Here is a 12,500-nt window from a genome sequence, read left to right as displayed (position 1 = left end):
CGCTGGCGCTGCCCGCCCGACATCGCCTTGGGCAGGCGGTCAAGATATTTCGTCAGCTGCAGGATTTCGGCCGCCTGGCGGACGCGCTGGTCTATCTCGGCCTTGCCGACCTTGGCGATCCGCATGCCGAAGGCCATGTTCTCGTAGACCGTCATATGCGGATAGAGCGCGTAGGACTGGAACACCATGGCGATGCCGCGCTTCGACGGTGGCACGTCATTGACCAGTTCACCATCGATGCTGAGCTCACCCGAAGTGATTTCCTCGAGCCCTGCGATCGAGCGCAACAAGGTCGACTTGCCACAGCCCGAAGGGCCGACGAAGACGATGAACTCGCCCGACTTTATGTCGAGGTCGATGCCATGGAGAATGTCGACACTGCCGTAGGACTTCCTGATTTGCCTGAGGGTCAGATCGGCCATTGTGCTCTCCTCGATTGCATGATGCTGGACAAGATGCCCGCCTATTTCTTGCGGCGGCCCGGTTTCAGCCCAGCCAGCAGATTGGTGATCCTGTCCGCCTTGCGGTTGTGGATCTCGGCTTCGTTCTTGCGCCGCACCGCGCTACGGACGACCCTGGCGCCGAGATAGCGGAACGGCTCGGGCGGCAACGACATGCGCCGTTCGATGCCGACCAGGCCGCTGGCGCTCCAGCGATCCTTGCGCTCCAGGACAAGGCTGGCCAGGATGCGCCCGGCAATCGGCGTCTGCGCGATGCCGGTGCCGTTGAACCCCATGCCGTAGAAGACGTTGGGATGATCACGCAGGTGATCGAAGACCGGAACATGTTCGGGCACGCAATCAATAGGGCCTGACCAGTCATATTCGACCGCCACGCCACGCAGTGCCGGGTAGACCCGATGCAGTTCCCGCACATTGTCCCGGCCGTGCTCCGGACCGCGGTTGAAGCTGGCGCCGAAATTCCCGCCGAAAGCCACGTTGCCGCTGCCACGCCCGAAGACCACCCTGCCCCCGATGGTGCGCTGGTAATAGAGGACCTGGGCCTGCGAATCGCAGATCGATGCACCGTCGCGCCAGCCAATGCTGTCGAGCAGGTCGGGCACGGCAACGGTGGCAACCACTTCGCTGGCGACGACATAAAGATGGCGGCGCAGTTCCGGCAGTGCCGAGAGCCAGGCGTTCGCCGCCAGCACGATTTTTTCGGCCTGCACCATGCCCTCAGCCGTGCGCACCTTGCATGTCCTGCCGGCTTCGATGTCGAGGACCGGGCTGCGCTCATGGATGATGACGCCGCGCGCCAATGCCAGGTTGCGCAATCCGATGGCAAGCTTGGCCGGATGGACCGTGCCGGCATTGGTTTCGATAACGCCGGCATAGGATGCGGACGAACCGGTGCGGCGTTCGATCTCCTCGGCCGTCAGCGACCTGAAACGGTTCTCTCCCACCGCCGCGCTCATCGCAACGGCGTGTTCCCATGCGCCTTCCTGGGCAATCGAGCTCGCGGTCCACAACCATCCGTCCAGCCGCAGATCCATGTCGATCGTGCCGTCCCGTTGCAGCGCCTTCAGCTCCGCGATCGAAGCCACCGTATCGGCGCAGAGTTGCCGCGCCTCCTCGAGGCCGACGACGGCGCTGATCTGGTCGATCTCGGCGAACCAGGAATGGACCTGTCCGCCATTGCGGCCCGACGCGCCCGAGCCGCAAAGGTCAGCTTCGAGCACGATGACCCGCGTTTCAGGAGCAAGCTCGCGAATGCGCAGCGCCGTCCACAGGCCGGTATAGCCGCCGCCGACGATCACCACATCGGCGCGCTCGTTACCCTGTAATGGCTCAGTCGCCGGGGCGGCGCCGGTATCCTGCAGCCAGAATGAACGGTCGGACGGAAGCGCCACCGCCGGCTGTCGCAAACGAAGTGTCGCCACGGTCAGGCTCCCTGCGTATCGGTGATGAAGGCGGCATATTTGGCGGGCAGCCATTGCGGGATCGGACGCGGCTTCTGCGGAAAGCCTCCGAGATGAGTACAGGTCCGTGCCGCCGCGACCGACGCCTTGTGCAATGCTTCCGAGGCGTGAAGCCCATCGAAATGGAACCCGGTCAGGAATGTGGCGATGAAGCTGTCGCCGGCGCCGCATGTATCCACGACATCCACAAGCGTCGCCGGCGCGTGCACGACATCCGTGCCGTCGTCGAAATAGGAGCCGCGCCGGCCGCAGGTCAGCACCACCTGCCTTGCCCCGGCCGCCCTGAGCGCGGAAAGCAACGGCTCGACCGGTTGATCGACATCGTCGGGGCCGGAAGCGAACAGCATCGGCACGCCGTCGAGCGGCAGCGCCAGATGCTTGGTCGACACGTCGATGCTGAACGGCACATGATCCATGACGAGCCGGCGGACGAGATCCTCGTTGGCGTTGGTGCCGAGATGCACCCAGTCGGCTGTGGCGATGACCGCATAGTGCTCCAGTGCCGGCATGTAGTTCTCGCCGACCCCGAAGGATTCATGCAGGAACTTCCGGTCGCCGGATTCGTCACGAAGCAAAGTGACCGCGGTATCGCCGGGAAGCCGTTCGACATCGTCTGGCGAAAGACCCACGCCCTCCAGTGCGGCAAGCACCACGTCCCCTTCGGGATCCTGGCCGACGGCGCCGAAGTAACGCGCGGACCAACCATTGCGCCGCCATTGCGCGGCGACGTTCAGCGCGTTTCCGCCGACTGTGAGCAGGCCGTTGCTCAGATAGGCGTCGAGGCAATTGTCCCCGACAGCGACAAGTTTTGGCTGCGGCATGAAGGGTCCTTTCCGGGAAATCTACTTGCCGATGCCTTCGGACAGGCCACGGATGAAGTAGCGCTGTGCGGCAAAGAACACGATGACGATGGGTAGGGCCGAGATCGTCATGGCGGCGAACACGACGGCATAGTTGGTTCCGTGCGTGGCCATGATCGAGGTGAGGCCGACCGGCAGAGTCTGCACCTCGCTCCCGCTCGTGAAGACCATGGCGAAGAGATATTCATTCCAGGCAAACAGGACGTGCAGGATGACGCAGGAGATGATGATCGGCCGGCAAAGCGGCAAGGTGATGCGCCAGAAGATCTGCCCTTCGCTGGCGCCGTCCATCGTCGCCGCCTCGTCGATATCTCCAGGCAGGTCCAGCATGTAGGCACGGATCAGGAAGGTGGTGAACGGCACGCGGAACGCCGTGTAGAGAATAATCAGCGCCCAGTAGGTGTTGTAGAGGCCTAGCGCCTGAAGCATCTTGACCAGCGGAATGATCGCCACGGTAGGGCTGAGCATCAACCCGCCCAGCACGATGGCGATGACCAGCGGCTTTGCCGGCATCCTGGTCCGGGTCAGGCCGAAAGCGGTCCAAGCGCTGATCAGCACGGTGCATATGGCCGATGCGACGGTCACCAGGACGGAGACGGTGACATAATTGCGAACGCCCTGGTTCCACGCTTGCACATAATTGGTCCATGACCAATGGGTGGGCAAGGCGAAGGGATCGCCGAAGATCTGCGCATTGTCCTTGAAGCCGCTCAGCGCCATCCAGATCAGCGGATAGATGACGACGACACCAAGGCAGACCAGGAACGAATAGAGGAACGTCCGGGCGATAACGGACCACACATTCACATGCCGGTTCCGACCGACCGCGACCGCCGCGCTCATAGCTGCACCCGGCGACGCTTGGTGTACCAGAGCTGCGCCGCGCCGGTGAGCATGGTCAGGACGAAGATAACGGCGGCGATCGCGGCGCCATAGCCGAAATTGTCCTCGATAAAGGCCTTCTGGTAGAGCCATGTGCCGAGAACCTGGCTGCTGTTGTTGGGGCCGCCCGCGGTCATGACCATGACTTCGTTGAACACCTGGAACGCGCCGGCGATGGTGACGATGATCATCAGCCCTGTCATTTCCCGGGTCAGCGGAAAGGTGATGCTCCACAGGCGACGAAGCGGACCGGCCCCGTCCATCGTGGCGGCATCGTAGAGATCGCGCGGAATCTTCTGGATGGCGATGGCGAAAAGCAGGGTCGAGTAGCCGAAACCCTGCCACTGGCTCATGGCGATGATGGCGTAGATGGCGGTGTGTTCGTTGCCGAGCCAAGGCATCACGAGTTGGCTGAGACCGACACGGCTGAGCGCCGCGTCGAGCAAGCCGATCTGCGGCTGGTAAATGAAATAGAACAGCAGGCCGGTTACCGTGATCGAGATGGCTGATGGCACGAAATAGACGGCGCGCCACAAGCGGCGCCAACGCTCGCTCCTCAGATCCTCGATGATGGCCGCCAGCAGGAACGCGCCGAAGACCTGGAAGACGACCGAGATGATGGCGTAGAGGCAGTTGTTCCAGAGAGCGACCAGCACGACCGGGTCATGCAGGAGCCTGTCGTAATTGGCGAGGCCTACATTGGTGACCTCGCCCGTATAGATGTCCTGGTCGGTCGTGCTGACGATGAAATTGTCGACGATAGGATAGTAGACGAACCAGCCGATGAGGATCAGCGCGATCGCCGCCCACCGGAACGACAACAGATTGCCGAAGCGGGCCCGCAGGCCTTTTGGCCTTTGCGGCCTGGCGGCGCCGCGAAGCACGGCGCCGCTTTCCATTGTGTCCGATGCCCTGGCCATTGTCTGCTTTATTTGGCTGCGGATGCGGCCTTGCGCACCTCGTCCATCACTTGTTCAGGCGTCATCGAACCGCCCGCCAGCGCCTGCAGGCTGGAGAGCCAGACTGCGGCGACGCGCGGCGGGTTGGCCGTGTCCAGCCAGGGCATGAGGTAGGAGGCGGCATTGATGTCCTTGAGACCGTCGACCACGGCCGCGCTCATGTTCTTTTCCGAGGCGCCGCCGATCGTGGCGCTCGGCTGGCCATAGGGTGGCGCTGACAGGACTTGCGCGTTTTCCTTGGAAGTCACGAACTTCATGAAATCGATGGCCAGCGGGATGTTCTTCGACGCCGCATTGATCATGTAGCCCTCCGGCGCGCCCTCGATCGACTTGGCGTCACCCTTGGCGCCATCGGGCACTGGCAGCCTGAAAAATCCGAAATCGGCTGGCTTCAGCGCCGAGTCCGGCGTGGCGGCCTGATCGAACTCGATAATTTCCTGATAGTACATGGCCGACTGCGCGTTGGTGAAGGCCTGGAGAGCCGAGGCGTACGATGTACCGTTGACGCCGGCGCCATCGGTGCAGCGCTCGACAAGCTGGCTGAACTGCTTGAGCGCCGCGACGTAGCCTGGATCGCTGTAATCGGCGGTGGCCGGATCAAAGTCGCGCTCCAGCGTTGCCTGCGGCACGTTGTAGGCGAGCAGCTGGCCCGCGAAGTGGATTGCCGGCCAGGCTTCCTTGTTGCCGAACGAAATCGGCGTGGCGCCGGACTTGCGGATGGCGTCGCAACTGGTCAGCAATTCCTCGAAATTGGCTGGCACCTTCAGGCCGAGCTTGGCGAAGATCTGCTTGTTGTAGCCCATGAACTTGGCGTCCTGGTAAAGCGGGATGCCGTAGAACTTGCCATTGTATTCGAACGCCTTGACGGCCGCCGGAGAGAGCGTCTTGCCCCAGTCGGTATCTGGCCCGATGACGGCGCTCAGGTCGACGGCGCGATTGCCGCGCACGAAGTTTCCACCCCAACTGCCGGTCCAGGAGAAATAGACATCGGGCAACGAGTTCGACGCGACCAGCGTCTTGGTCTTGCCCTTCACGCTGTCGTCGCTCTCCTGGATAAGCTCGACCTTCACGCCAGGATGGAGCTTCTCATAGTCCTGCGCCAGGTTGACGAAATAAGGCGACAGCTGCTGCAACCCGAACTTGGTCAGGATCGACAGCGTGCCGCTATATTCCACCTTGGCATTGGGATCGGCGGCGACCGGGGCCGAAGCGGCGAAACTGCCTGTCATCGACAATCCCAATGATGATACCGCGGCCACCGTGACCGCCACGACTTGCAGCGAACGTTTCATAAGCAGCTCCTTCAGAGGTTGAGAGGGGATCAGTATTCAACGCGTTTGTAGTAGCGACGTGTCGTCAGCGGGTGGTTGCGCAGCACTTCGAGATGTGCGCTCAGCCGCTCGAGCAAGGTGGCGAGCAGGACCGGCGAGATCAGGCCGCGTACCTGCTGGGAGATGCCAGGCAATTTGACCGAGGCCGCGTCCAGCGTGCGAACGCGATCCGTGTAGCGTTTGGCAAAATTCTCGACCCGATCGGCCAGGGGTCGAAGCGCATCCTCGCCCTTGAATACAAAGACGCTGACGCCGGGCTCGACCAGTTCAAGCGTGCCGTGGAAGAAGTCCGCGGCATGCACCGGTCGGGTACGGATCCACTGCATCTCTTCCAGGATGCACATGCCGTAATAGTTGGCCTCCGGCCATACCGAGCCGGCGCCGGTGAAGATGTGATAGGTCTCGTCCTTGATTGTCGCCGCCAGTTCGGCGGCCTTGTCCTCGAAGGCGGCTTTCGCATCGGCGAGGAGGCCGGGCAGCAGCTTGAGTTCGGCGACCGCCGCGTCGAAACCGTCATATTCGCCGCGCTCGGCCAGCAGCGCGAGCACAATCAGCAGCGTCTGCAGGTAGAACGATTCCGACGAGGTGTCGTCCTCGGCGAAGTTCGTGAAATTGTGATCGGCTTCCTGCGCGATCGGCGTGTCCGAATGGCCGGTGAGCGAGATCGTGCGCACGCCCCGCTTCTTCAGGAAGGCCATCAGTTCGACGCCCTCCTTGGTCGTGCCCGAAAGCGACGGGATGACGACCACGGCCTTGTTGTCGAGACCAGCCGGCGGATCGAGCACGACCTGGGCCGGGTATTCGGCGCTCACCGGGAATGTGGAGTAGCGCTTCGCCAGTTCGATCGCTGGAAGCGTCAGAAGCTGCACGCCCCCGGTTCCCATGAAAAACAGCCGCTCGACGCCTTCGGCAAGCAGCGTGCGCATCAGCGAACGCGCTTCGCCGGCGATCGCAACGGCCCCAGCCTGGATCCTTACGAAGCGATCCTTATCGAAATTCAGCATGTCGTTCTTCCCTTACTCGGATGCGGCAGAGCCTCTGCCCGGGCGCAAGCTTCGATGCGCCGTCTAACCAGTCTTTGACCAATCCTGATCAATGTGAGATCGATCTCACATCTGGATAATGGTCACGCAATTTCGCGGTTGGCAAGAGCCTTCACGATGAAATTATTGGAAACGGAAGATTCGGTTCCCGTCAGGGCCCACTGAACCGGGAGACCGAGCCGCGAACGATCAGGCGCGTGGGGAACCTTGTGTGGCGCGGCGCGATCTTCTTGCCGGCCAGCCGTTCGAGGAGAAGCTTGGCGGCCAGAGGCCCGATATCGGAGATAGGCTGGGCCACGACCGTGATCTGCGGGTCGGTAAAGGTCGCGAGATTGAAATCGTCGAAGCCGATCAAGGACACGTCATGTGGAATCGACAGTCCCATCGAGCGCAGGCCCAGAAGCGCGCCCTGGGTCATCAGACTGTCCACGGTGAAAAGGGCGGTCGGCCGATTGCGGCGGCTGAACAGCCGTATGGTGGCGTCAATGGCATGCTCGACCGTCGAGCGCGACACACTGACCAGTGATTCGTCGAGCGCGATACCGTGTGACCGCAGCGAATTCTGGTATCCGGCGAGACGTTCCTGCGCGGTGAAGATGCGTGATTCGTCACGCAACAGACCGATTCGGTCGTGCCCATTAGCGATGAGATAGTCGACCGCTTCGCGCGCGCCGCCCTCATTGTCGACGACCACGCTGTCGCACTGTAGGTCCTTGATGACACGGTCGATCAGCACGATCGGCGCCCCCTCGCGCGCCAGTTCCAGGATGTGCTCGTTGTCGGTCGCCGAGGTCGGCGCCAGGATAAAGCCCCGGATGCTGAGCGCGCGAAGGCTCCCCAGCAACTCCTTTTCCTGCTCGACATTCTCCTCGCTGCTGGCGATCAGCAGATTATGGCGATGCTTGCGTAGTTCCACCTCGATATCGTGGGCGATTCGGGCAAAGAAGGGATTCTGGATATCGCCCGGCACGAAGCCGACAATCGGCAATTGGCCGCTGCGAAGCGCTTGCGCGACGAGATTTCCCCGGTAGCCCAGTTTTTCCGCGGCCTCCAGCACACGCAGTGCCGTCTCGTCACCGACGTAACCATAGCTGTTGAGCGCCCGTGCGGCCGTGGCGCGCGATACGTTGGCAGCGGCGGCAACATCCTTGAGGGTGATCCCTTTTCGCGTCACGGCTCTCTGTCCTTCCGCGACCCCGACATTGCATCGGATCGCCATACTCAACTCAGCATTGCCTGCACTGTTGTGCGGCATATCCACCGATTCTCAAACTGCCAAGAGCGCTTTGTGCGTGCACATGGGGGGAACCCCTCGATACCGGGGTGCATGAGGGGCCGGATGATTCTGCGAATCATGCGATTCGCCCAAAACCGTGGATCCTCCGTTGTCGAGTTGAGGTGATTTCAGGCAATGATCGGCGATGAGAGCAGCCAAGGTTTGTTCATCGCCGGCGAAGCTCCCAATCCCGATTGCCCTCACCTCGTCGGCCTAATCATGGACGTCCTGGAACAGATGATGTTGGATCGCCCAGTGCTGGGCATAATCGAGCGCGACAGCGGCTCATCGGTGCGAGCCAGGAAGAGCGCAAGTTCGAACTCATCGAGATCGGCCTGATCCGGGATACCAAGCTTGTTGCAAAGGGCCGTAGTGCTTGGCGAGCAGAGTGAGTCAGCCACGGCGGCACATGCCGCGCGGCCGGCCTATTTCCTGGAAGTCTGCTCCTAGACCTGCGTGCGCTGTTCGTCGCCACCGAGCCCGCGCTCACGGCTTTCATCGAAAATCGCCGCCATGCGCGGTGACAACTTTATGTTCTCGACCGCACTGATGCTCTCAGCCGTGCGGCGGCTCACGACGAACTCTTTCCGGAGCAAAGGAAATTGATGCAGTCGCATTGGCAATGGCGCCTGGGTGGGTTGTTGATCAGCAGGCACGAAGGACGCCTCACCACGACGACCGCCGCCCCAAACAAAAATAGCCCGGCTTGAACCGGGCTATGAGACCTAAGAAAATCACCTCAGAAAGCAGAAGAGGTGTGTCCTCTGCCTACCAGGTCACGTAGTAATCCAGGCCATCGATCGACCCCACGCCTTGACGAACACCCGCCGCGGCCTGAGCGTCATAGAAGCTCCGGTTAATCGTGTCCCAGCCGGCACCACCAATCAGGCTGCCATCTTTGTACAGGTCGTACTGAATCGTCTCGTAGCCGAGGTCCTTGACGTCGCTGGCCCTTTGTATCTTCACGTTGCCGCTGGCGAGCGCTTCATTGAAACCGTCGAGGCCGGTCCAGGCGTCCTTTACATAGGACATCACGGTCTTCTGGAACTCTGCATCACTAACCACCGGTTTCTGCACTCGTGTGGCACTATCAGCGCCGAGTGACCGCAGGCGCTCTGCATGTTCGGCCGACAGGTCCGAAAGTTGCGAACCCCGTACCAGCTGCCCGATTTTCAGGATCGCGTCGGATACAGCGGGCGACAGCCGCGCGCTTGTTTTGGGATCAACGCTCGGTGTGCCTGCCGGCTGTATAGCCTGGCTCACATCGGTGCGGGATTTGATTAGATTGAGCGTGGCAAGCGCAGTCGCCGCACTCGCGTTGACAGACACCATATTTGGCTCCCCAGACATTTGCCGCCCGTCATAGGCGTTTGATGTCAACGCGTGGCGACTTCATGCGCCACAAACTTAGGTTTCGTCCACAGTCAATAAAAAATCACTAATACCCAGTGTTGATAGACAGATTCAACCTTTGACGCAACGAAATACTTTATCAAAAGAGAGCGTTGTATGTTAAAAGCAACTGACATTAAATTTTTGGCGGCGACAATATTAGGTACTTCTACATTTACCCCACTAAGGAGTATATGAGTGCTCACCCTGCTGGACGTTTCGAAGGAGTATCGATCCGGCCGCGCGAGAACACCCGTGCTAGCAGGGATCTCCCTTTCAATAGCGGCCGGAGAACTTTGCGCGCTCACCGGCCCCTCCGGCTCCGGCAAGTCGACGCTGATGAACCTGATCGGCCTATTGGATCGCCCGACCGCCGGCGAGATCAAGATCGATGCTAGCCCCGTTCAGCATCTGACATCAGACGAGCTCGCCGCCAAGCGCAATCAGGCGCTTGGCTTTGTCTTTCAGTCCTCCCATCTACTGCCGCATCTATCGGCACTCGACAATGTAGCCTTGCCGCTACTTTATCGCGGGATTTCGTTGGGCGAGCGCCGCAAGCAACCTGCGTCGGTGTTGCAACACGTCGGCCTGGCACAACGGACGTCACATCGACCCGATGAGCTTTCAGGCGGCCAGTGTCAACGGGTCGCGATTGCGCGGCCCCTGGTGACCCGCCCACGTCTGCTGCTCGCCGACGAGCCGACCGGCAATCTCGACAGCAAGTCGGCTGAAGACATCATGTGCTCTCAGCCGTGCGGCGGCTCAGGACGAACTCTTTCCGGAGCAAAGGAAATCGATGCAGTCGCATTGGCAATGGCGCCTGGGTGGGTTGTTGATCAGCAGGCACGAAGGACGCCTCACCACGACGACCGCCGCCCCAAACAAAAATAGCCCGGCTTGAACCGGGCTATATTGAATTTGGTTGCGGGGACAGGATTTGAACCTGTGACCTTCAGGTTATGAGCCTGACGAGCTACCGGGCTGCTCCACCCCGCGCCACCTCCGCCAATCGCGGTAGCGATTTGGCGACCTGCCGATCGCGTTTTGCGATTTGGCATATTTTTTTTGCCAATGGAAAGGGCCGCTTATGGCGGCCCGAGGTTTCCCGTTGGCGGGCCTTGTATTGAGAAGATTTAATCATCGCTTATGCGATGTTTGATTGAACGTGCGTTTAGCAGACCTGGCAGCGACCTACTCTCCCGCGTCTTGAGACGAAGTACCATCAGCGCTGGAGCGTTTCACGGCCGAGTTCGGAATGGGATCGGGTGCAGCCGCTCCGCCATAACCACCAGGTCGGCAAAACGCACGTTATTCGAGAAGCTTTGAGCGAAGGCAGCGAGGCAGAGGACAGGCGATGCCTATCTTGTGCTTTCTCGGAGCGTTTCGCTGGTCTTTGTTGTGCTTTTTTCACGCTCCCTGACGGGAGTTGGTGAGCATAAGGAATGAGAACGATCAAGCCGATCGAACTATTAGTACCGGTAAGCTTCAAGCGTTGCCGCTCTTCCACACCCGGCCTATCAACGTGGTCGTCTTCCACGGTTCTCAGGGAATACTCGTTTTAAGGTGGGTTTCCCGCTTAGATGCCTTCAGCGGTTATCCCGTCCGGATATAGCTACCCTGCTATGCGGCTGGCGCCACAACAGGTCCACCAGAGATCCGTCCATCCCGGTCCTCTCGTACTAGGGACAGATCCTTTCAATATTCCTACACCCACGGCAGATAGGGACCGAACTGTCTCACGACGTTCTGAACCCAACTCACGTACCGCTTTAAATGGCGAACAGCCATACCCTTGGGACCTGCTCCAGCCCCAGGATGCGATGAGTCGACATCGAGGTGCCAAACAACCCCGTCGATATGGACTCTTGGGGGTCATCAGCCTGTTATCCCCGGCGTACCTTTTATCCGTTGAGCGATGGCCCTTCCACGCGGGACCACCGGATCACTATGACCGACTTTCGTCTCTGCTCGACTTGTCAGTCTCGCAGTCAGGCAGGCTTATGCCATTGCACTCAGCGAACGATTTCCGACCGTTCTGAGCCCACCATCGCGCGCCTCCGTTACTCTTTAGGAGGCGACCGCCCCAGTCAAACTACCCACCATACATTGTCCCGGACCCGGATAACGGGCCGCGGTTAGACATCCATAGTAATAAGGGTGGTATTTCAAGGGTGGCTCCACCTGAGCTGGCGCCCAGGTTTCAAAGCCTACCACCTATCCTACACATGCCACTACGAATGCCAATGTAAAGCTATAGTAAAGGTGCACGGGGTCTTTCCGTCTAACCGCAGGAACCCCGCATCTTCACGGGGAATTCAATTTCACTGAGTCTATGCTGGAGACAGCGGGGAAGTCGTTACGCCATTCGTGCAGGTCGGAACTTACCCGACAAGGAATTTCGCTACCTTAGGACCGTTATAGTTACGGCCGCCGTTTACTGGGGCTTCGATTCAGAGCTTGCACCCCTCCTCTTAACCTTCCAGCACCGGGCAGGCGTCAGACCCTATACGTCGTCTTGCGACTTCGCAGAGCCCTGTGTTTTTGATAAACAGTCGCTACCCCCTGGTCTGTGCCACCCTCCTCCACTTGCGTGGAAAAGGGTCACGCTTCTTCCGAAGTTACGCGTGCAATTTGCCGAGTTCCTTCAGCATAGTTCTCTCAAGCGCCTTGGTATACTCTACCAGACCACCAGTGTCGGTTTCGGGTACGGTTTATAAGGAGGAGCTATTTCCTGGAACCACGCAGCAGCCCGTTCAATCCGATAAGATTGGACTACCTCAATGATCCGTCACTACCTCCAAGCCCACGAATATTAACGTGGTTCCCATCGACTACG

The 12,500-nt window shown here is 60.2% G+C and carries 11 protein-coding genes, 1 tRNA gene and 2 rRNA genes (2 of these 14 cut by a window edge); 1 reads left to right on the top strand and 13 read right to left on the bottom strand.

Annotated features, from left to right (window positions below; all coding sequences use genetic code 11):
- From ACO07C_RS21615 to ACO07C_RS21570, 10 genes are all read right to left on the bottom strand, one after another.
- On the bottom strand, positions 1 to 422 hold the 5' end (the start) of the coding sequence (locus tag ACO07C_RS21615; protein WP_421916187.1) for an ABC transporter ATP-binding protein. 667 nt of this gene lie to the left of the window's left edge; the window shows 422 of its 1,089 coding nt (coding positions 1-422); its start codon is at positions 420 to 422; its stop codon lies off the left edge, out of view.
- Between the two features lie 41 nt (positions 423 to 463).
- Positions 464 to 1,882 (bottom strand): NAD(P)/FAD-dependent oxidoreductase, encoded by a 1,419-nt coding sequence (locus ACO07C_RS21610; protein ID WP_421916186.1) that lies wholly within the window; start codon positions 1,880 to 1,882, stop codon positions 464 to 466.
- Positions 1,883 to 1,884: 2 nt separating this feature from the next.
- Entirely contained in the window at positions 1,885 to 2,742 is an 858-nt protein-coding gene (locus tag ACO07C_RS21605) for a PfkB family carbohydrate kinase (RefSeq protein ID WP_421916185.1), read from the bottom strand.
- 21 nt (positions 2,743 to 2,763) lie between these two features.
- A complete protein-coding gene (locus tag ACO07C_RS21600) occupies positions 2,764 to 3,588 on the bottom strand; it encodes a carbohydrate ABC transporter permease (protein ID WP_421916184.1) in 825 nt (274 codons plus the stop codon).
- Between the two features lie 32 nt (positions 3,589 to 3,620).
- A complete protein-coding gene (locus tag ACO07C_RS21595) occupies positions 3,621 to 4,583 on the bottom strand; it encodes a carbohydrate ABC transporter permease (protein WP_421916183.1) in 963 nt (320 codons plus the stop codon).
- An 8-nt stretch (positions 4,584 to 4,591) separates the two neighbouring features.
- Positions 4,592 to 5,914: an ABC transporter substrate-binding protein gene (locus tag ACO07C_RS21590; RefSeq protein ID WP_421916182.1), complete on the bottom strand. Its 1,323-nt coding sequence runs from the start codon at positions 5,912 to 5,914 to the stop codon at positions 4,592 to 4,594.
- A 29-nt stretch (positions 5,915 to 5,943) separates the two neighbouring features.
- Positions 5,944 to 6,957: an SIS domain-containing protein gene (locus ACO07C_RS21585; protein ID WP_421916181.1), complete on the bottom strand. Its 1,014-nt coding sequence runs from the start codon at positions 6,955 to 6,957 to the stop codon at positions 5,944 to 5,946.
- Between the two features lie 190 nt (positions 6,958 to 7,147).
- Entirely contained in the window at positions 7,148 to 8,170 is a 1,023-nt protein-coding gene (locus ACO07C_RS21580) for a LacI family DNA-binding transcriptional regulator (RefSeq protein WP_421916180.1), read from the bottom strand.
- A gap of 548 nt (positions 8,171 to 8,718) precedes the next feature.
- Entirely contained in the window at positions 8,719 to 8,847 is a 129-nt protein-coding gene (locus ACO07C_RS21575; protein ID WP_421916179.1) for a hypothetical protein, read from the bottom strand.
- 193 nt (positions 8,848 to 9,040) lie between these two features.
- On the bottom strand, positions 9,041 to 9,604 hold the full coding sequence (locus ACO07C_RS21570; protein ID WP_421916178.1) for a hypothetical protein: 564 nt from the start codon (positions 9,602 to 9,604) through the stop codon (positions 9,041 to 9,043).
- A gap of 258 nt (positions 9,605 to 9,862) precedes the next feature.
- On the opposite strand from ACO07C_RS21570, the gene ACO07C_RS21565 reads away from it, so the two are divergent.
- Entirely contained in the window at positions 9,863 to 10,555 is a 693-nt protein-coding gene (locus ACO07C_RS21565) for an ABC transporter ATP-binding protein (protein WP_421916176.1), read from the top strand.
- A 28-nt stretch (positions 10,556 to 10,583) separates the two neighbouring features.
- On the opposite strand, the gene ACO07C_RS21560 is transcribed toward ACO07C_RS21565, so the two are convergent.
- The 3 genes from ACO07C_RS21560 to ACO07C_RS21550 form a co-directional block, all read right to left on the bottom strand.
- Positions 10,584 to 10,660 (bottom strand) — tRNA-Met (locus ACO07C_RS21560).
- A gap of 182 nt (positions 10,661 to 10,842) precedes the next feature.
- Positions 10,843 to 10,957 (bottom strand): 5S ribosomal RNA (gene rrf, locus ACO07C_RS21555).
- Positions 10,958 to 11,112: 155 nt separating this feature from the next.
- Positions 11,113 to 12,500 (bottom strand): 23S ribosomal RNA (locus ACO07C_RS21550); it runs 1,423 nt beyond the window's last position.

It is taken from the genome of Mesorhizobium sp. (genome assembly GCF_965229135.1).
Lineage (GTDB): Bacteria > Pseudomonadota > Alphaproteobacteria > Rhizobiales > Rhizobiaceae > Mesorhizobium.
This window is presented reverse-complemented; position numbering and strand designations above follow the sequence as displayed.